18 protein-coding genes and 2 pseudogenes are annotated in these 20,011 nt (G+C 67.9%); 16 read left to right on the top strand and 4 right to left on the bottom strand.

Translation table 11 applies throughout. The features are described from left to right. Nucleotides 1–25: 25 nt before the first annotated feature. Nucleotides 26–523 (bottom strand): hypothetical protein, encoded by a 498-nt coding sequence (locus tag AC07NF_RS18495; protein WP_494629614.1) that lies wholly within the window; start codon nt 521–523, stop codon nt 26–28. Here AC07NF_RS18495 and murC point away from each other — a divergent pair. From murC to AC07NF_RS18515, 4 genes are all read left to right on the top strand, one after another. Further along, complete coding sequence (gene murC / locus AC07NF_RS18500) at nt 522–1,940, top strand: UDP-N-acetylmuramate--L-alanine ligase (protein ID WP_494629616.1); 1,419 nt, start codon at nt 522–524, stop codon at nt 1,938–1,940. The genes AC07NF_RS18495 and murC overlap by 2 nt on opposite strands. A gap of 44 nt (nt 1,941–1,984) precedes the next feature. Then, a complete protein-coding gene (locus AC07NF_RS18505; RefSeq protein WP_494629621.1) occupies nt 1,985–2,221 on the top strand; it encodes a hypothetical protein in 237 nt (78 codons plus the stop codon). 1 nt (nt 2,222) lies between these two features. Beyond that, complete coding sequence (murB, locus tag AC07NF_RS18510) at nt 2,223–3,125, top strand: UDP-N-acetylmuramate dehydrogenase (protein WP_494629624.1); 903 nt, start codon at nt 2,223–2,225, stop codon at nt 3,123–3,125. A gap of 202 nt (nt 3,126–3,327) precedes the next feature. Further along, complete coding sequence (locus AC07NF_RS18515; protein WP_492816999.1) at nt 3,328–4,818, top strand: M20/M25/M40 family metallo-hydrolase; 1,491 nt, start codon at nt 3,328–3,330, stop codon at nt 4,816–4,818. Here the strand turns inward: AC07NF_RS18515 and AC07NF_RS18520 are convergent. Continuing rightward, nucleotides 4,787–4,969, bottom strand: a pseudogene (locus tag AC07NF_RS18520) (hypothetical protein). The gene AC07NF_RS18515 and the pseudogene AC07NF_RS18520 sit on opposite strands and share 32 nt — an antisense overlap. 53 nt (nt 4,970–5,022) lie before the next feature. Here AC07NF_RS18520 and AC07NF_RS18525 point away from each other — a divergent pair. The 6 genes and pseudogenes from AC07NF_RS18525 to AC07NF_RS18550 all read left to right on the top strand — a co-directional run bounded on the left by AC07NF_RS18525 (nt 5,023) and on the right by AC07NF_RS18550 (nt 12,763). Then, entirely contained in the window at nt 5,023–5,982 is a 960-nt protein-coding gene (locus tag AC07NF_RS18525; RefSeq protein ID WP_494629628.1) for a D-alanine--D-alanine ligase, read from the top strand. After that, a complete protein-coding gene (gene ftsQ, locus AC07NF_RS18530) occupies nt 5,951–6,859 on the top strand; it encodes a cell division protein FtsQ (protein ID WP_494629630.1) in 909 nt (302 codons plus the stop codon). Before AC07NF_RS18525 ends, ftsQ begins: the two co-directional genes overlap by 32 nt. A 27-nt stretch (nt 6,860–6,886) precedes the next feature. Then, entirely contained in the window at nt 6,887–8,212 is a 1,326-nt protein-coding gene (ftsA, locus tag AC07NF_RS18535; protein WP_454714756.1) for a cell division protein FtsA, read from the top strand. A 332-nt stretch (nt 8,213–8,544) separates the two neighbouring features. Further along, a pseudogene (locus AC07NF_RS18540) lies at nt 8,545–8,611 on the top strand (hypothetical protein). 35 nt (nt 8,612–8,646) lie between these two features. Beyond that, nucleotides 8,647–10,188: a cell division protein FtsZ gene (gene ftsZ, locus AC07NF_RS18545; protein WP_494629631.1), complete on the top strand. Its 1,542-nt coding sequence runs from the start codon at nt 8,647–8,649 to the stop codon at nt 10,186–10,188. 187 nt (nt 10,189–10,375) lie between these two features. Next, the gene (locus AC07NF_RS18550) at nt 10,376–12,763 is read left to right on the top strand and encodes a glycoside hydrolase family 2 TIM barrel-domain containing protein (protein ID WP_492816992.1); all 2,388 of its coding nucleotides are present in this window, start codon (nt 10,376–10,378) and stop codon (nt 12,761–12,763) included. Here the strand turns inward: AC07NF_RS18550 and AC07NF_RS18555 are convergent. Further along, on the bottom strand, nt 12,760–13,659 hold the full coding sequence (locus AC07NF_RS18555) for an SPFH domain-containing protein (RefSeq protein WP_494629633.1): 900 nt from the start codon (nt 13,657–13,659) through the stop codon (nt 12,760–12,762). The two genes, AC07NF_RS18550 and AC07NF_RS18555, sit on opposite strands and share 4 nt — an antisense overlap. A 135-nt stretch (nt 13,660–13,794) precedes the next feature. Here AC07NF_RS18555 and AC07NF_RS18560 point away from each other — a divergent pair, with 135 nt between their 5' ends. After that, nucleotides 13,795–14,262, top strand: a complete 468-nt coding sequence (locus AC07NF_RS18560; protein ID WP_494629634.1) for an Lrp/AsnC family transcriptional regulator — start codon at nt 13,795–13,797, stop codon at nt 14,260–14,262. A gap of 3 nt (nt 14,263–14,265) precedes the next feature. On the opposite strand, the gene AC07NF_RS18565 is transcribed toward AC07NF_RS18560, so the two are convergent. Beyond that, nucleotides 14,266–14,697 carry a hypothetical protein gene (locus tag AC07NF_RS18565; RefSeq protein ID WP_494629635.1) on the bottom strand — a complete coding sequence of 144 codons (432 nt, stop codon included), beginning with the start codon at nt 14,695–14,697 and terminating at the stop codon, nt 14,266–14,268. Between the two features lie 222 nt (nt 14,698–14,919). Between AC07NF_RS18565 and AC07NF_RS18570 the strand changes: the two genes are divergently transcribed. The 5 genes from AC07NF_RS18570 to AC07NF_RS18590 all read left to right on the top strand — a co-directional run bounded on the left by AC07NF_RS18570 (nt 14,920) and on the right by AC07NF_RS18590 (nt 20,003). Next, a complete protein-coding gene (locus tag AC07NF_RS18570) occupies nt 14,920–16,107 on the top strand; it encodes an amino acid aminotransferase (RefSeq protein ID WP_494629638.1) in 1,188 nt (395 codons plus the stop codon). Continuing rightward, nucleotides 16,104–17,177, top strand: coding sequence for a 4-hydroxyphenylpyruvate dioxygenase (hppD, locus tag AC07NF_RS18575; protein WP_494629640.1), 1,074 nt, complete (start codon nt 16,104–16,106; stop codon nt 17,175–17,177). The genes AC07NF_RS18570 and hppD overlap by 4 nt, the downstream gene beginning before the upstream one ends. Nucleotides 17,178–17,305: 128 nt before the next feature. Further along, a complete protein-coding gene (hmgA, locus tag AC07NF_RS18580; protein WP_494629642.1) occupies nt 17,306–18,586 on the top strand; it encodes a homogentisate 1,2-dioxygenase in 1,281 nt (426 codons plus the stop codon). A 26-nt stretch (nt 18,587–18,612) separates the two neighbouring features. Beyond that, nucleotides 18,613–19,620, top strand: a complete 1,008-nt coding sequence (locus AC07NF_RS18585; protein WP_494629646.1) for a fumarylacetoacetate hydrolase family protein — start codon at nt 18,613–18,615, stop codon at nt 19,618–19,620. After that, a complete protein-coding gene (locus AC07NF_RS18590) occupies nt 19,617–20,003 on the top strand; it encodes a Rieske (2Fe-2S) protein (protein WP_494629650.1) in 387 nt (128 codons plus the stop codon). The genes AC07NF_RS18585 and AC07NF_RS18590 overlap by 4 nt, the downstream gene beginning before the upstream one ends. Nucleotides 20,004–20,011: the final 8 nt, after the last annotated feature.

Here is a 20,011-nt window from a genome sequence, read left to right on the forward strand (position 1 = left end):
CCAGGCGCTCTGCGGTTGCGTGGGCTCAGGGTTCGGCGCCGGTCTCGATCAGCGGTCGCCCGATCGTCACAGCGTCCTCAACGCTGGTCGGCGCCGCAACCTTCGCGAACGGCCGCCAGCCGTCGCACACCACCTTGGCCACCGCCTCGTCCGCGCTGCCCGCTGGCAACGGCGCGGCCGGGCGCAGGTCGCCCGTTACCGGCCCTTCGCGCCCACCCGCGCGGATGCTGCCGAAGCCGGCATGGGCGATGGTGCGGGCGTCGCAGTCGATGACTTCGTGGCGCCAGCCGCCCCAGAACTCTTCGGCCCCGGCCTTGAAGCCGCCTTCGGTCACCTGGAGCACGCGGAGCTTGGCCGTCCGGCCGGTCCACTGGACGCTGCCCATGTCCACGAACACGGCGAAGCGGCCGACATCGGCCAGGCGCAGTTCAAGCTGGGCCTGAGCCGATGCGGGCGATACGCACACGCACAGAGCCAGGAGGGCGTTTCCCGCCGCGCGGAATTGGTCTAATCGGCTTTTCATGATCCAGCGTCGACGCCCCGTCCCCTTCGAACTCGGCCCCGTGCACTTCATCGGCATCGGCGGCATAGGCATGTCCGGCATCGCCGAGATCATGCTGCGTATCGGCTACACCGTTCAGGGCAGCGACGCCAAGGCCAGCGCCAATACCGAGCGGCTGGAAAAGCTGGGCGCGCGCATCTTCATCGGACAGGACGCGGCCAATGTCGAAGGCGCGTCGGCGATCGTCTATTCGACCGCGATCAAGGCCGACAATGTCGAGATGGCCGCCGGCCGCGACAAGCGCCTGCCCCTGGTGCGCCGCGCCGAGATGCTGGCCGAGCTGATGCGCCTGCAGTTCTCGGTCGCCGTCGGCGGCACGCACGGCAAGACGACCACGACCTCGATGGTCGCGGCCCTGCTGGACGCCGGCGACCTGGACCCGACCGTGGTCAACGGCGGCATCATCAACGCCTATGGCACCAACGCCAAGGTGGGCGAGGGCGACTGGATCGTCGTCGAGGCCGACGAGAGCGACGGCAGCTTCCTGAAGCTGAAGTCCACCGTGGCCATCGTCACCAATATCGACGCCGAGCACCTTGACCACTGGGGCGACTTCGATGCGGTGAAGAAGGGCTTCCAGGACTTCATCCAGAACATCCCGTTCTACGGTTTCGCGGCTGTCTGCACCGACCACCCGGAAGTGCAGGCCCTGACCTCGCGGATCGAGAACCGTCGCCTGGTGACCTACGGCACCAACCCGCAAGCCGAGGTCCGCGTCTCCAACATCGAGATGGGCCCCGAGGGCGCCAAGTTCGACATCGTGGTGTCGCCGCTGAACGGCGAGCAGGTCCGCTATGACGGCCTGAAGATGCCGATGGCCGGCCACCACAACGTGCTGAACGCCACCGCCGCCGTGGCCGTGGCCCGCGAACTGGGCATCGACGCGGCGGCCATCGCCAAGGGCCTGGCGGGCTTTGGCGGGGTCAAGCGCCGCTTCACCACCACGGGCGTCGCCAACGGCATCCGCGTGGTCGACGACTATGGCCACCACCCGGTCGAGATCGCCGCCGTGCTGAAGGCCGCCCGCGCGGTCACGCAAGGCAAGGTCATCGCCGTGGTCCAACCGCACCGCTACACGCGCCTGCGCGACCTGATGACCGAGTTTTCGAGCTGCTTCAACGACGCCGACACGGTGATCGTCGCCGACGTCTATACGGCCGGCGAGCAGCCGATTGAGGGCGTCGACCGCGACCACCTGGTTGAAGGCCTCAAGAAGTTCGGCCACCGCCGCGCGCTGCCGCTGGAGAGCCCGGCGGCCCTGCCGGAGCTGATCGCGGCCGAGGCGGCCAGCGGCGACCTGGTCGTGCTGCTGGGCGCGGGCGACATCACCTCGTGGTCCTATGCACTGCCCGGTCAGCTGGAAGCGCTGTCCAAGTGACGCAACGGGGATGGCTTGTCGCCAGGGCGACGATCCTGGGGCTGATGTTGGCCGACATGCTGGGGCGCTATGGTTTCGGCCATGCCCTGGCCAATGACCGGCCCCATCAGGCGGTCGGCGACCATACGATTCCGCTGGTCGTTAAGGCGGGAACCGTCTTCATCTCGGCGACGGATCGAGCGCTGATCGGCCTGCTGGAAGGCGGCGCGATCGTTCTCGCCGTCGCGTTTGTCTTCGTTGTTTGGGCCTCTCGCAGGCGATCGCGCAAGGTTTCCGCCTGACATGACCTGGAAAACCAATCTCCCCGCCGTCCGGGGCAAGCTGCTGATCGACGAGGCGCTGGCGCCGTTCACCTGGTTCCGCGTCGGCGGTCCGGCCGACGTGGTGTTCCTGCCGGCCGACGAGCAGGACCTGTCGGACTTCCTGAAGGCCCTGGATCCGGCCGTGCCGGTGCTGGCCATCGGCGTGGGCTCGAACCTGCTGGTCCGTGACGCCGGCGTCGACGGGGTGATCATCCGCCTGGGCAAGGGCTTCAACACCGTCGAGGCCCTGGGCGACAATCGCATCAAGGCCGGCAGCGCCGTGCCCGACGCCATCCTGGCCCGCAAGGCGGCGGAAGCCGGCATCGCCGGGTTGGAGTTCTATGCCGGCATCCCCGGCACGATCGGCGGCGCGGTGATCATGAACGCCGGCTGCTATGGCTCCGAGACCGTCAATGTCATCCAGTCCGCGCGGGTGATGAACCGTGCTGGCGAGGTGTCCGAGATCTCGGGCGAAGGCTTCGACTACACCTATCGCCACAGCGCGCTGATGGGCGCGGACCTGATCGTGCTGGACGCGATCTATGAAGGGACCGCCGACGAACCCGAGGCGATCAAGGCCCGCATGGCCGAGATCACCAGCCGCCGCGAGACCACCCAGCCGATCCGCGAAAAGACCGGCGGCTCGACCTTCAAGAACCCGCCGGGCCACTCGTCGTGGAAGCTGGTCGACGAGGCCGGCTGGCGCGGCAAGCCGTATGGCGGGGCGATGTTCTCGCCGCTGCACAGCAACTTCCTGATCAATACGGGGGAGGCGACCGCCGCCGACCTGGAAGGTCTGGGCGAGGCCGTGCGGGCCGACGTGCTGGAAAAGACCGGCGTGCAGCTGGACTGGGAGATCAAGCGGATCGGGCGATCGGTTTAAGACCCTCTCCCCAGGGGAGAGGTGTCGCCCAAGGCGACGGAGAGGGAAGGGGCCGGCTCGGCAGCACTTCCCCCTCCGGTCGCTCCGCGACCACCTCCCCCGCTAGGGGGAGGATCTTTTAGGCATCGCCATCCCGCGCTCCATTGCTGACTCCCCATGTCAGGAACCGGTGCTATGACTCCCCGGCCATTGGGGAGAATCCTTGCTCATGTACCGTCGTCTTCTGGTCGCCACCGCCGCGCTGGCCCTCGTTTCGGGCGTCGCCCATGCCCAGACTTCTAAGCCGGCCAAGGCTAGCGCCACCGCCGCCCAGAAGCAGGGCATCAAGGACTACTTCGACGGCGCCCCGGCCAAGGACCCCGTCGCCACCGCTGAGGCCCTGCGCGACAAGGCGCTGCTGGACCGCCTGGCCTGGGACATCACCGAGGACCTGACCACCAATATCGGCCCGCGCCTGGTCGGTTCGCCGGCCATGGAGCGCGCCAAGGACTGGGGCGTGGCCAAGTTCAAGGCTCTGGGCTTCACCGACGTGAAGGTCGAGCAGTTCGCCAAGCCGTCGTGGACGCGCGGTGAAGAGAGCGCCGAGCTGGTCGGTCCCTATCCGATGAAGCTGGGCATCGTGGGCCTGGGCCGCACCGTGCCGACCCCGGCCGAAGGCATCGAAGCCGACGTCGCCCTGTTCCGCACCTATGCCGAGATGATGGCCGCCCCCGAGGGCGCGCTGAAGGGCAAGATCGCCGTCATCACCCAGCCGATGGTCAAGGCCCAGGACGGTTCGGGCTATGGCGTCGCCGGCATCTCGCGCCGCTCGGGTCCGGTGGAGGCCGCCAAGCGCGGCGCCGTGGCCCTGCTGATCCGCTCGATCTCGACCTCGGACTCGACCGTGCCGCACACCGGCGTCACCGCCTTCGGCGACGGCGTCGCCTCGATCCCCTCGGCCGCCATGGGCGTGCCGGAAGCCGAGCAGCTGGAGCGCCTGGCTAAGGAAGGCAAGCCGCTGCGCATCAAGCTGAAGCTGGCCTCGACCACCGACGCCAATGACGTGGCCTGGAACATCTCGGGCGAGATCAAGGGCTCGGAAAAGCCGGACGAAGTCATCGTTATTGGCGGCCACCTGGACAGCTGGGACGTCGGCACCGGCGCCCTGGACGACGCCACGGGCGTGGCCATCACCACGGCCGCGGCCAAGCTGATCGGCGACCTGCCCAAGCACCCCAAGCGCACCATCCGCGTGGTGATGTTCGGCTCGGAAGAAAGCGGCGGCTCGTCGGAAGCCTATATCGCCGCCCACAAGGACGAGGTCGCCAAGATCGTCCTGGCGGGCGAAAGCGACACCGGCGCGGACCGTGTCTTCGCGCTGAAGCTGCCGGCCGGCGCCCAAGCCCATCCGTTCGCCACGGTGGCCGCCAATGTCCTGGCCCCGCTGAAGATTTATGTCAGCCGCACCCCCGCCACCCACGGCGGCGCCGACATCGAGGGCCTGGAAGAGGCCGGCGTGCCCTCGGTCGAGCTGGAGCAGGACGCCACCCGCTACTTCGACTACCACCACACCGCCGACGACACCCTGAACAAGGTGCGTCCCGACGAGCTGGCGCAGAACGTCGCCGCCTGGGCCAGCCTGATCTACCTGGTGGCCGAGACGGGCATCGACTTCCGCGTGATCAAGGCGGCGGGCGGGCCGGCTTCGCACTAACGACTGCAAACACCGTGTCATCCCGGACGGCCGTAGGCCGATCCGGGACCCAGGGGCCGGCGCAGTGCGGTTGCCCTGGGTCCCGGCTCTCCGCTTCGCTGCGGCCGGGATGACACGCTTCGTTTGACGATTGGACAGTTGGCAGCGTCATCGGCGCTGACTAGGAGTGGCTCAACGTCGCAGCTCCTAAGAGTGTCCGCCCACATGACCACCCAGCCCCTGCTTGGCCGCCACATCGCCGTCCTGCTCGGCGGCCCTTCGTCGGAACGCGAGGTCAGCCTGGTGTCGGGCCGCGAGTGCGCCGACGCGCTGGAGCGGCTGGGGGCCAAGGTCTCGCGGATCGATCCGGGCAAGGACGTCGCCCAGGTCCTGACCGCCACCAAGCCCGACATGGTCTTCAACGCCCTGCACGGCGAATGGGGCGAGGACGGTTGCGTCCAGGGCGTACTGGAAACCCTGAAGCTGCCCTACACCCACTCGGGCGTCCTGCCGTCGGCTCTGGCGATGGACAAGGCCAAGGCCAAGGCCGTGCTGGCGGCCGCCGGCGTGATCGTTCCGGGCGGCGGCCTCTACAACCGACACGATGTCGCGCGCGACCATGTGTTGCAGCCCCCCTATGTCGTTAAGCCCAATGCCGAGGGATCGTCGGTCGGGGTGTTCCTGGTGTTCGAGGGCGCGAACCGTCCGCCGGAAGAACTTGCCTCGCCTTCCTGGACTTTCGGCGAGGAAGTCATGGTTGAGCCCTACATCCGGGGGTTGGAATTGGCCGTGGCGGTGCTGGGTGAGTCAAATGGTCCCAGGGCTTTGGCGGTAACGGATATCCGTGCATCCACAGGTTTCTACGACTACGAGGCCAAGTACTCCGAAGGCGGATCGATCCACGTCCTACCCGCCCCAATCCCTGATGGCGTAAGGGATCGCGCCATGCGGATGGCCGAACTGGCGCACTCGGCTCTTGGTTGCCAAGGGGTAACCCGGTCGGATTTCCGTTATGACGACATTAACGACATTCTGGTCCTTCTAGAGGTCAACACGCAGCCCGGCATGACGCCGACCTCGCTCGCTCCCGAGCAGGCCGATCACGTCGGGATCCCGTTTGACCAGTTAGTTTTGTGGATCGTGGAGGACGCTTATGCCCGCTGTAGTGCGGGGGGGACTGCCTAAGCCTAGGCGACCCCGGGCCGAAGCGCCCGCAAGTCCGAGCAAAGGTAAGCCGGCGCCCCGGGGGGCGCAGCCGGCCGCCAAGTTGCACGCCGCCAAGGGCGTGGGTCTGTCGCCCACGGTCGCCCTGACGGTTGCCGGCGCGGCCTTGGGTCTCGGTCTTGTGGTGATGCTGGCGACCGGCCATCGGGCCGAGCGCATCGGCATGTCCATGGTCCATGGCGTCGACAACAGTTTCGCTTCCGCCGGCTTCAAGCTGAAGACGGTTCATATTCGTGGCGCGTCCTCGACCGCCCAGGCCGACATCCTGGCGGCCTCGGGCCTCTATCTGAACCAGCCGACGCTGGGGATGGACCTGAACGACGTCCGCACCAAGGTGCAGGGCGTGGGTTGGGTGAAGGACGCGAAAGTCGTGCGCATGCTGCCCGACACCGTGCTGATCGCGGTGGAAGAGCGGCCGGCGCTGGCGGTCTGGCAAAACCAGGGCCGCATGAAGGTTATCGACGGCGAAGGCCGCGTGATCACCGAGGCCGATCCGGCCCGCTTCCCCCAGCTGCCGCTGGTGGTGGGGCAGGGGGCGGACCAGGCCGCGGGCTTGATCCTGCCGGCCGTCGCTTCTCGACCGCGTCTGCGCGACCGACTGGAAGCGCTGGTGCGGGTGGATGACCGTCGTTGGGATCTTCGACTGAAGGACGGCTCGCTGATCCAGCTGCCGGCCATTGACGAAGAATCCGCGCTGATTCAATTGGATCAGCTCGACCAACGACAGCGAATCCTGGACATGGGTTTTGCGCGGATCGATCTGCGCGACCCCGAAATGGTGGCTGTTCGACCCCGCGACGCGGCGCTGCCTGGGCAGCCCGCGGCCGGTGGCGCGTAGATTTAGTGTGCTGAGGTGACGATAGCGATGTCGCGACTGGAGGAACGGAAGCAAGCTCGCGAGGGCCTGAAGGCCACGCTCGTGCGCCAGCCCGCCATCGCGGCCGTCGACCTGGGCGCGTCCAAGGTCACGTGCTTCATCATGAAGGCCGACGGCGTTCACCGCGAGAACCGCACCCTGACGACGGCCGGCGTGGGCTACGTCCAGTCGCGCGGCGTGCGGGGCGGCGCGATCGTCAACCTGGACGAGGCCGCGCAAGCGATCGCCCAGGCTGTCGAACGCGCCGAGACCGTGGCCGGCGTCAACGTGCAAGGCGTGTCGGTCTGCACCGCCGGCGGCCAGCTGGCGTCCAACCGCGTCCACACTCAGGTTTCGTTGGGCGCCCGCCCGATCGGCGACGGCGACCTGTCGCGCGCCATCGCTTCGGCCCTGGCGCAGGTTCGTATTCCCGGCCGCAAGCCGATCCACCTGCTGCCGATCGCCTGGTCGGTCGACGGCCAGCGCGGCATCCGCGACCCGCGCGCCATGTTCGGCCGCTCGCTGGGCCTGGAACTGCTGGTCGTCTCGGTCAACGAGAACATCTTCCACACCCTGGCCCACTGCGTCGAACGCGCCCACCTGTCCTTCGAAGGCGTGGTCGCCGCGCCGTTCGCTTCCGCGCTTGCCGCGCTGGAAGAGGACGAGATGGACCTGGGCGCGGTCTGCATCGACATGGGCGGCGGCTCGACCTCGGTGGCCGTGTTCAACAACGGCGCCCTGTGCCACGTCGATAGCCTGGCCGTCGGCGGCGGGCACGTGACGCAGGACATCGCCCGTGGCCTGCAGACCTCGGTGGTCGGCGCCGAGCGCATCAAGACCCTGCACGGCAGCGCCATCGCCTCGGCCAACGAGGACCGCGAGATGATCGAAGCCCCGCCGCGCGGCGACGATCCGGGCGCGGGTCCGGTGATCGCGCCGCGCAGCTTGCTCAAGGGCATCATCCAGCCGCGCGTGGAAGAGACCCTGGAACTGCTGCGCGAGCGCCTGAAGGCCTCGGGCGCGCCGGTCGAGCCGGGCGCGGGCATCGTCCTGACGGGCGGCGCCAGCCAGCTGGCCGGCGTCCGCGAAGTCGCTGTGCGCGTGTTCGATCGTCCCGTCCGCCTGGGCCGTCCGCGCCGGGTGCCGCACCTGGCCGACGCCGCCTCGGGTCCGGCCTTCTGCGCCGCCGCCGGCACGCTGCACCGCACCGCCTTCGGCCCGCGCGAGGCTGTCTCGTCCAAGGCCCTGGCCGGCGGCGTGGCTCGCAAGCGTCCGCTGGATCCCAATGCTTCGCCGATGGCCAAGGCCGCGGCCTGGCTGCGCGACAACCTCTAGCTTGGGTCTGTAGCCAAGCTCTTAAGTTTTAAGCGTCGGTCCGAAAAGTGGGGACCGGTTTTCGGACTAAACCGACGCTTCAAGTTTTAAGCGTGATTAACTCTACTGTTTAACCTTGAAGGCCCGGCCGAGCTTCTCGCCGGGCCTTTTTGCTGCTCCAAACGGCCGGTATTGGCCAGAATTGCGACTCAGCGTCGTTCGGTCGCACGCCGCTGTGGATCCTTGCTGAACCCTTAGTTCGCTTGGGTTTTCTGTTGATAGACCACAATTTATCCCACGGTCGCGCTCGACCCGACCACGACTCAGATTATGCAGTTAACTGCCGATTAACGATGGTGGTTGTTCTGTTAACACGATCGTCGAGGCAATCCTGGGCGATCGGGTGTCGCCGAGGTCTAGTTCGACGATTTCGGCGTTAAGGACGCGAGGGTCCCATGGCTATTTCTCTTTCCGCGCCGCGTACGACTGAACTGAAGCCGCGTATCGTGGTGTTCGGTGTGGGCGGCGCTGGCGGCAACGCTGTGAACAACATGATCGAGGCGGGTCTCGAGGGTGTTGAGTTCGTGGTGGCCAACACCGACGCGCAGCAGCTTCAGTTCGCGAAAACGGATCGTCGCATCCAGCTCGGCGTGCAGATCACGCAGGGCCTGGGCGCCGGCGCGCATCCCGAAGTGGGCATGAGCGCGGCTGAAGAATCCTTCCCGGAGATCGGCGAGCACCTCGACGGCGCGCACATGGTCTTCATCACCGCCGGCATGGGCGGCGGCACCGGCACCGGCGCGGCCCCGATCATCGCCAAGTGCGCTCGTGAGCGCGGCATCCTGACCGTCGGCGTCGTGACCAAGCCCTTCCACTTCGAAGGTCGTCACCGCATGCGCCTGGCCGATAGCGGCATCCAGGAGCTGCAGCGCTACGTCGACACCCTGATCGTCATTCCGAACCAGAACCTGTTCCGCGTCGCCAACGAGCGCACGACCTTCGCCGAAGCCTTCGGCATGGCCGACCAGGTGCTGCACTCGGGCGTCCGTTCGATCACCGACCTGATGGTCCTGCCGGGCCTGATCAACCTCGACTTCGCCGACGTCCGCACGGTCATGACCGAGATGGGCAAGGCGATGATGGGCACCGGCGAGGGCACCGGCGAAGACCGCGCCCTGATGGCCGCCCAGAACGCCATCGCCAACCCGCTGCTGGACGAAGTCTCGCTGAAGGGCGCCAAGGCCGTGCTGGTCAACGTGACCGGCGGCATGGACATGACCCTGCTGGAAGTCGACGAGGCCGCCAACGCGATCTCGGACCAGGTCGACCCGGAAGCCAACATCATCTTCGGCGCGGCCTTTGACCCGTCGCTGGAAGGCGTGATCCGCGTGTCGGTGGTCGCCACCGGCATGGACGGCGCCTCGATCCAGCAGATCGAGCCCAAGCCCGTCACTCGCAACACCACGACCCAGCCGCTGATCGCCGACACCACCCGTCCGGCCCCGCAGCCGGAACCGGCCCGTCCGACCGCCCGCTACGAAGCCGCTCGCCCGGCAGAGCGTCCGTCGTCGGCCTTCGCGCCGGAGCCGATGGCGCCTGAGCCCGAGATCGTCATGTCGGCGCCGCAACCGGAACCGGAAGCCGAGCTCTACTACGACGAACCCGTCGCTGAAGAGCCGCGCATCACCCAGCCGGCCGCTCGCCAGGTTACCCGCATCGTCGACCCGATGGTCGATGACGCTCCGGTCTCTGAGGAGCCTCTGTTCCCCGAGCAGAACTATTACGAAGAGCGTCGCCCCCAGAAGCAGGGTGGTGGTTTCTTCTCGATGTTCGGCGGTGGTCGCCAGCGCTACGAGCAGCAGACCGCCTCGGCTCCGCAACCGCAGGCCCGCTCGACCCAGAGCGTGCGTCCGCAGCTGCAGCCGATCGAGACGCCGCAGACCGACGACGGCGAAGACCTGGAAATCCCGTCCTTCCTGCGCCGTCTGGCCAACTGAAAGGGCGACCCCGATAAGGGGCCCGGATCTAAGAAATGACAGAGCGCCTCGGGGAAACCCGGGGCGTTTTGCCTTGAGCGCTACGCCTGATTGACCACCCTGCCGCTTTGACGCTAGCCTTTCATTTAATGGGATATCGTCCCGAATAATGAGAGTTGCCGCGTTCGGCGACACCAGGGAGGACGGCTTGTCGAAAACGGGCCTCTTGTTCGCCGGCGCGACGCTCGCGCTGCTGCTTGGCTCCGCCGTTAGCGCGGCTGATCGCCAGACGACGCCGCTGACCGAGGACTGGAAGGTCTTCGTTGGCGATCCCGAAGGCGCGGAGACGCTCGCACTCGATGACTCCGGCTGGACCAAGGTCTCGGTCCCGCACGACTGGGCCATCGCCGGGCCGTTCGACGTCAAGGCGCGGGCGGGTGGAGCAGGGGGCTTCCTGCCGACCGGGGTGGCCTGGTACCGCCGGATGCTGGACGCCAAGCCGACCCCGGGCCGCCGGGTCTTCGTCGAGCTGGACGGGGTGATGGAGCGCAGCGGCGTCTGGATCAACGGCCACCACCTGGGTCACCGCCCCAGCGGCTATGTCGGCCTGCGCTACGACGTCACCGACTTTCTCAAGGCCGACGGCCGCAACGTGCTGGCCGTGCGGGCCGACACCGCCTTCGCCCCCTCGTCGCGCTGGTACGCGGGCTCGGGGATCTACGGCAAGGTCCGGCTGATCGAGACGGGCGACCTCTATGTCGAGCAGGGCGGGGCGTTCGTCAGCACGCCCGTCATCAGCGCGGACCAGGCGACCGCCAAGGTCCAGGTCGACGTCACCAACGGCGGCAAGACCAACGCCCGCGCCGGGCTGGAGATCGTCGTCACCGGTCCCGACGGCAAGGTCGTGGCCCGCCAGACGGCGGCGCCGGTCGCCGTCGATGTCGGCCGCACCGAGACCCTGACCGCCGAGCTGGCGATCGCTTCGCCCAAGCTGTGGGACCTGGACACGCCCAACCTCTACCAGGCTTCGATCCGGGTGATCGGCGAAGGTGGCCAGGCCGGCGATCTCGAAACCGTGCCGTTCGGCATCCGCACCGCCGAGTTCAAGGCCGAGAGCGGCTTCTGGCTGAACGGCAAGAACTTCAAGCTCAAGGGCGTGGCCCTGCACGCCGATGGCGGCGCGGTCGGGGCGGCCGTGCCCCTGGCGGTCTGGCGCCAGCGCTTCACGGCCCTGAAGGCCCTGGGCGTCAACGCCATCCGCACCGCCCACAACCCGCCGTCGCCGGAGTTCCTGGACCTGGCCGACCGTATGGGCTTCGTGGTCATGGACGAGCTGTTCGACCAGTGGAACGTCGCCAAGACGCCCGGCGACTACCACCTGTTCTTCAGCGACTGGCACAAGCGCGACGCCCGCGACATGCTGCGCCGCGACCGCAACCACCCCAGCGTGGTGATCTGGAGCGCCGGCAACGAGATCCACGACACCGCCTATCCGGTCCAGGCCAAGGCGGCGCTGAGCAGCCTGCTCAACGTCATGCACGCCACCGATCCGACCCGGCCGGTGACCATGGGTCTGTTCCGACCCAACGTGACGGGCGACTACAGCAACGGCCTGGCCGACATGCTGGACGTGGTCGGCCAGAACTATCGCGAAGGCGAGCTGACCAAGGCCAGCACCGACAAGCCCACCCGCAAGATCGTCGGCACCGAGAACAGCCATACGCGCGGCTCGTGGGTCGCCGTACGCGACTTCGCCCCCTATGCCGGCATGTTCCTGTGGACCGGCGTCGACTATCTGGGCGAGTCCGACCGCAGCGGCTGGCCCAATATCGGCAACCCCGCCGGCCTCTTGGATCGCACCGGCCAGGTGAAGGTCACCGGCATGCAGCGCGCGGGCTGGTGGTCGGAGACGCCGGTCATCCACGTGGTGCGCAACGCCGCCCCGGCCGCGCCGCCGCCCTCCAACGACGGGGCCGGTCCCGCGCCGGCCCTGCCGACCATGGTCGCGGTGGCGACGCCCGCCCAGAAGCCCCGGATCTTCGACGACTGGACGCCCGAGGACCTGTCGGCGCATCCCGAGACGATCGAGGTCTACAGCAACTGCCCCTCGGTCGACGTGACCCTGAACGGCCGCGCCCTGGGCGCCAAGCCGCTGCCCGCCGACGGCTCGCCCCGCCAGTGGAGCGTGACCTTCGCGCCGGGCGAGGTGGTCGCCAGCTGCGTCGGCGGCGGACCGCGTGACGTGCTGCGCACGGCCGGCGCGGCCAAGAAGATCGTGCTAGCCAGCGACGACAAGGCGGTCGGGACGGGCTTCGACGACCTGGCCTTCGTCCGCGCCAAGGTGGTCGACGCCAAGGGGGTGGTCGTGCCCTCGGCCGAGGCGGCCATCACCTTCGCGGTGTCGGGTGCTGGCAAGTTCGTGGCCGCCGACAACGCCTCGCCCGCCGACCACACGCCGTTCGCCTCACCGGTCCGCGCGACCTATCGCGGCACGGCGACGGCCCTGGTGCGTGGGGGCGGCACGGGCAAGCTGACCGTCAAGGCCAGCGCGCCCGGCCTGGAGGCCGCGACGCTGACCTTGCCGTCCGCGCCCTAGTCGATCTTCACGAACGGCGTAGATCCACCCGTCACCTTGGGCAGCTCGCCGTTCCACTTCTCGATGGCCAGCTGCTGCAGCACCTGCGGGTTGGCGCGCAGGGCCTCGCCCTTGATGCGGATCGACTCGGCCTCGCCGCGCGCCTTGGCGATGGCGGCGTTGGCCAGGGCGGTTTCCTTGGCTTCCAGGGCCTTGGCGGCCAAGGCTTCCTGCTCCAGCTGGGTCTTGGCCTGCATCTGCTGGATGATGGCGGCCGGGTAGCGGATCGAGCCGATCCAGTCGAGCTGCGAGACCGTCACGCCATGACGGGCCCACTTGCTGGACACCCGGGCATAGGCCTTCTGGATCACCATCTGGCGACCGCCGCTGTACAGCGTCTCGACCCCGACCTTCTCGGCCTCGGCGGCGACGGCCGAGCGGACGTCGTTGCGGATCGGGCCGTCCAGCAGCTGGTCGAACGACAGGCGATAGGTCTGGTACAGGTTCGGGGCCGAGGCCGGATTGACCTGCAGGGTCACCGAGATGTCGGCCGTCATCGGCAGGCCGGTGTTGTCGGAGAAGGTGATCTCCTCGTTCTCGTTGCCGCGCTCGTCCTTCTCGCGGGTGTAGCTGTAGGTGCGCTGGATCACCGGATACTGGATGATCCGCTCGCCGATGCCCCGGAAGTACCAGCGGGCGGGCAGGGGCTCGGGCGCGACGCCGGCCGATGCGCCCAGGGTGCGGATCTTCACGCCGACATTGCCCGGTTCGACCGTGGTGCTGTGGCTGAGCACGCTGCACGAGCCCAGAAGCAGAAGCAGCACGATCGCCGTGCCGCCCAAGACCCGCTGGCCCTGCTTCTGGAACGGAGACTTCAGCTTCTTGGGCGCGCTGGAAGCGAAGGGGCCGTCGGTCATGCGGGATCCTGGCGTGGCTCGTCTCGCCCGATGGTAGAGCCTCAAGCGGCGCCATGCGCAAGGCTCGTCTCCACGTGGACCGCGAAATGCGCTAGACGGTCATGATCTGCCAATTTACAGCCTGAACCGGTCACGATGAAGCTCACCCGCGCCGATCGGAAGATCCTCCAGATCCTGCAGGAGGACGGCAAGATCTCGAACGTCGACCTGGCCGAGCGGGTGGGGCTGTCGCCCAGTCCGTGCCTGCGCCGGGTCAAGCAGCTGGAGGCCTCGGGCCTGATCAGCGGCTATGTCGCGCTGCTGGATCGCCGCAAGGCCCAGCTGGGCGTGCTGGCCTATGTCGAGGTGCAGGTCGACCACACCGAGGGCGCGGCCGAGGCCTTCCGGGCGGCCGTGCTGCGCGAGCCCGAGGTGGTGGGCTGCTACGTCATGACCGGCAACTTCGACTACCTGCTGCGGGTAGTGGCGCCCGACCTCGACGCCTATGGCGAGCTGATGATGAAGCGCCTCTTGAAGATGCCGGCGGTCAAGGACGTGCGGTCGGCGTTCGTGATGGACACGATCAAGGATTCCACGGCCCTGCCGCTGGATTATATGGAATAGGCGCTATTCGACTGTCCACCGCGTGAAGATGCCGACGGCCGACGTCAGGAGGCCCGCGGTCAGCATTAGCAGCATCTCGGCCAGGCCCGGCGCCCAGACCACGAACGGCGGGGCGCCGCCGTCATAGACCACACGCACGACCATGTTGGTGGCCTGGTACACCGCGCCACCCAAGCCCAGCAGCACGCCGCCATAGGCCAGCCGCGCCGACAGCCGCGCACCGGGTGGCCAGCGGCGGATCGCGCCGACCAGGGCCACGGCGATCAGGACCAGGAGCACCAGGGTCAGGGCCTTGGTGAACGGCCCCATGTCCAGGAACACCGAGCCGAACTTGTTGCCGTTCGCACCGGGTCGCACCGCGTTCTCGCACAAGGCCGGCCCGGCGCTCGCCAGCGCCGCCAGCAGGCCGATGGCCAGGGTGTAGGTCCGCTTCATGATTCCTCCGATTTACGTTCGTAGAACGAGTGTCGGGGTGAAAACTACAATCGTCAATCGCGATTCTAAGGCGGCAGCGCGCCGGCGTTGGCACGCATGAGCGGTGCGATGCCAGGCAATGTCATGATGTGACCGTATTCGATGCACATCGGGTCATAATCGGCAGGTTCTGACCCGGTCTCAGCGATAAGCTGCTTCCCCTAGATCGACGGGAAGCGCCTCATGACCTCCTCCGTGTTCACTGGCCTGACGCCGCAGGCGCCGGACTCCCTGCTGTCGCTGATCGGCATGTACCGCCGCGATCCGCGCGCGGAGAAGATCGACCTGGGCGTGGGCGTGTTCCGTGACGACGCCGGCGCGACGCCGGTGTTGGAGAGCGTGAAAGCCGCCGAGCAGATCCTGCTCAACACCCAGGCCACCAAGTCGTACCTCGGTCCGGAAGGCGACATCGGCTATCTGGACCTGCTGAAGCCGATCATCTTCGGCGACGCGGTCGACCACGAGGTGTTTGGCGTCCAGACGCCGGGCGGCACCGGCGCTGTGCGCCTGGCCTGCGAGCTGCTGCTGGCCGCCAAGCCCGACATCCGCATGTTCATCGGCGCCCCGACCTGGCCCAACCACACCCAGATCCTGGACCAACTGGGCATCGAGACGGTCACGTTCCGTCACTACGACCAGCGCGCCCAGAAGCTGGGCTTCGACGACATGATGGCGACGCTGGAGACGGCGCGGGCCGGTGATGCGGTGCTGCTGCACGCCTGCTGCCACAACCCGTCGGGCGCCGACTACAGCCTGGAGCAATGGGCGGCGATCGCCGAGGTCGTTGGCCGCAAGGGGATCGTTCCGCTGATCGACCTGGCCTATCAGGGCCTGGGCCTGGGCCTCGAGGAAGACGCCGCCGGCATGCGCCTGGTTCTGGCCGCCGCCGAGGACGGCCTGCTGGCCTATTCCTGCGACAAGAATTTCGGCCTCTACCGTGAGCGCGTCGGCGCCCTCTACACCCTGACCCGCGACGCGGCGACGCTCGACCTGGCCGCCAGCAACATCCGGGCTCTCGCCCGCACCAACTGGTCGATGCCGCCGGATCACGGCGCCGCCACGGTTCGTGTTATCCTGGAAAACGACGCCCTCACGACGCTCTGGAAGTCCGAACTGGAAGCCATGCGCAAGCGTGTGGCCGACCTGCGCCAGCGCCTGGCGACGGCGGTCCCGCTGCTGGCCCCGCTGGCCGGTCAGCACGGCCTGTTCGCCCTGCTGCCGCTGTCGCCGGCCCAGGTCGCCCAGCTGCGCGAGGACCACGGCATCTACATGGCGGGTTCCGGCCGCATCAATCTGGCCGGTCTGACCGTTGAGAACATCGACACATTCGCGCGGGCGCTGAACGCCTGCCTGCAGGGAGAACCCGCATGACCCTCGTGACTGAACAGAACCCGCTGGGCCTCGACGGCTTCGAGTTCGTCGAGTTCACCAGCCCCGATCCGGCGGCCATGATCGGCCTGATCGAGCAGCTGGGCTTCGTCGCCGCCAGCAAGCACCCGACCAAGGCCGCGACCCGCTACAAGCAGGGCCGCATCAACCTGATCGTCAACCAGGAAGAGGCCGGCCAGGTCGCCGACTTCCGCGAAGCCCACGGCCCGTCGGCCAACGGCATGGCCTTCCGCGTCGAGAACGTCGAACAGGCCTATGCCGACGCCCTGGCGCGCGGCGCCAAGGCCGCCGACGCCTCGCGCTCGCTGCTGGGTTCGGACGCCAAGGTGCTGGAAGGCATCGGCGGCAGCCTGCTGTACCTCGTCGATCGTTACGGCGATGGCGGCACCATCTATGACAGCTGGGAACAGGTTCCGGGCGCGGCCCTGGAAGAGGCCAAGAACAATGTCGGCCTGGACCTGCTCGACCACCTGACCCACAACGTCAAGCGCGGCCAGATGCGCACCTGGTCGACCTTCTACAATCAGGTCTTCGGCTTCGAGGAGCAGAAGTACTTCGACATCAAGGGCCAGGCCACGGGCCTGTTCAGCCAGGCGATGATCGCGCCCGACAAGGCCATCCGCATCCCGCTGAACGAGAGCCAGGACGACAAGAGCCAGATCGAGGAGTTCATCCGCCAGTACAACGGCGAGGGCATCCAGCACCTGGCCCTGACCACGGACGACATCTACGGCACGGTCGAGAAGCTGCGCGCCCGCGGCGTCAAGCTGCAGGACACGATCGAGACCTATTACGAGCTGGTCGACAAGCGCGTCCCCGGCCACGGCGAGGACCTTGAGCGCCTGAAGAAGAACCGCATCCTGCTGGACGGCAATGTCGGCGACGAAGGCCTGCTGCTGCAGATCTTCACCGAGAACCTGTTTGGCCCGATCTTCTTCGAGATCATCCAGCGCAAGGGCAACCAGGGTTTCGGCAACGGCAACTTCCAGGCCCTGTTCGAGAGCATCGAGCTGGACCAGATCCGCCGTGGGGTGATCACGGTAGACGCCTGAGGACCCACACCTCGTCCTTCGACAAGCTCAGGATGAGGTGTTTACTGCGATCATTAGAGTAGCCCTCATCCTGAGCTTGTCGAAGGACGAGGGCGGCTCCGCTTGCGTCAAGATCCAAGGACCCAACCATGGACCTCCGCTACCAAACCGGCTTCGGCGCCCACTTCGCCACCGAGGCCGTGGCCGGCGCTTTGCCGATCGGCCAGAACTCGCCGCAGCGGGTTCCGTTCGGGCTCTATGCCGAGCAGCTGTCGGGCACGGCCTTCACCGCCCCGCGCCACGAGAACAAGCGCAGCTGGCTCTACCGCCTGCGCCCCAGCGCCGGGCACGGGGCCTACCAGCCCTACGCGCAAGCCAAGCTGGTCAGCGGTCCGTTCGCCGAGCCCGTGACCCCCAACCGCCTGCGCTGGGACCCGATCGCCATCCCGGCCGAGCCGACCGACTTCGTCGACGGCCTGGTAACCCTGGCCGGCAATGGCGACGTCGCGACCCAGAACGGCCTGGGCGTCCACGTCTATGTCGCCAACGTCTCGATGCAGAACCGGGTGTTCTACGACGCCGACGGCGAGCTCTTGATCGTGCCGCAGCAGGGCGTGCTGACCCTGGTCACCGAGCTGGGCGTGCTGAAGGCCGGCCCCGGCCACATCGCGGTGATCCCGCGCGGCCTGCGCTTCCGCGTCGAGCTGGATGGCCCCTCGCGCGGCTATGTCTGCGAGAACTATGGCGCGGCGTTCAAGTTGCCGGACCTGGGGCCGATCGGCTCGAACGGCCTGGCCAATCCGCGCGACTTCGAGACGCCCGTGGCGGCCTTCGAGGACATCGACGTCCCGACCCAGGTCATCCAGAAGTTCCAGGGGCAGCTGTGGGCTGCCGAGTGGGACCACAGCCCGCTGGACGTGGTGGCTTGGCACGGCAACCTGGCGCCGTACCGCTACGACCTGTCGCGCTTCAACACGATCAACACGGTCAGCTTCGACCATCCCGATCCGTCGATCTTCACCGTCCTGACCTCGCCCAGCGAGATCCCGGGCACGGCCAATTGCGACTTCGTGATCTTCCCGCCGCGCTGGATGGTGGCCGAGCACACGTTCCGCCCGCCGTGGTTCCACCGCAACGTGATGAGCGAGTTCATGGGCCTGATCCACGGCGCCTATGACGCCAAGGAGGGCGGCTTCGTCCCCGGCGGCGCCAGCTTGCACAACTGCATGAGCGATCACGGCCCCGACGTGGCCAGCCACCACAAGGCGACGGAAGCCCAACTGGCCCCGCACAAGATCGACGGGACCATGGCCTTCATGTTCGAAAGCCGCTGGGTGATCCGGCCGACGAAATTCGCTCTGGAGACTTCCGCGCTTCAGGATGACTATGACGCGTGCTGGTCGGGTTTTCCCAAAGCCCGTCTGCCTTAATTAGAACTGGGAAAGAGGAAGCGCTGATGAAGCTCGCGTCTCTCAAGGGCGGCCGTGACGGCCGGCTTGTGGTGGTCTCCAACGACCTGGCCTGGTTCACCGACGCCGGGACCATCGCGCCGACCTTGCAGGCCGCCTTGGACGACTGGCAGCGCTGCGGGGTGATGCTGGCCGGCCTGGCCGAGAGCCTCGAGCATGGCGGCGTGCCCAAGGAACGCTTCCACGAGCACGACGCCCTGAGCCCGCTGCCGCGCGCGTTCCAGTGGGTCGACGGCTCGGCCTATGTCAATCACGTGCAGCTGGTGCGCCAGGCGCGCGGCGCCGAGATGCCCGAGACCTTCTGGACCGATCCCCTGATGTACCAGGGCGCGTCGGACGGCTTCCTGGCCCCCCGCGATCCGATCCCGCTGGGCGACGCCGCCTGGGGCTGCGACCTGGAAGGCGAAGTCGCCGTGATCGTCGACGACGTGCCGCAGGGCGCGACCCGCGAGGAGGCCCTGGCCGCCATTCGCCTGGTCATGCTGTGCAACGACGTCAGCTTGCGCAACCTGATCCCGGCCGAGCTGGCCAAGGGCTTCGGCTTTGTGCAGTCCAAGCCGCACAGCGCCTTCTCGCCGGTGGCGGTGTCGCCCGACGCATTGGGCGACGCCTGGAAGGACGGCAAGCTGCACGGCGCCCTGCTGGTCGAACTGGACGGCAAGGACTTCGGCCGCGCCGACGCCGGCGTCGACATGACCTTCGACTTCGGGACCTTGGTGGCCCACGCCGCCAAGACCCGCAGCCTTTGCGCTGGCACGATCGTCGGCTCGGGCACGGTGTCGAACCGTGGCGAGGACGGCGGCCCCGGCAAGCCGGTCAGCGAAGGCGGCCTGGGCTACTCCTGCCTGGCCGAGCTGCGCACCGTCGAGACCATCCTGCACGGCGCGGCCAAGACGCCGTTCCTGCTGGGCGACGACACCATCCGCATCGAGATGAAGGACGCCAAGGGCCACTCGATCTTCGGCGCCATCGAACAGACGGTCGAGCGGGTTTGACGGAAGAAGCGCCTGCTATCGCCAGGATCTGGTCGACCCGGGCCGGGATCAATCTCGGCCCGCTGGACCTGATCCCCGACGGCAAGGCGCGCAACTATGTGCTGCAGATCGGCGAGGCGCGTTTCCACGGCTTCGTGGTGCGCCGGGGCGAGGCGGTGTTCGGCTATGTCGACCGCTGCCCGCACGCCGGCCTGCCGCTGGCCCAGGAACTGGACCGCTACCTGACCCCCGACGGCGGCCTGATCATGTGCTCCTGGCACGGGGCGGTGTTCACCGTGGAGGAGGGGACCTGCGTCGGCGGTCCCTGCGTCGGCGCGCGTCTGTCGCCGTGGCCGGTGGAAGCGAGGGACGGCCGGGTGGTGACGGCCGCCCCGCCTCCCTAGGAGACGGG

The organism is Caulobacter sp. GW821-FHT10A06, from assembly GCF_059415805.1.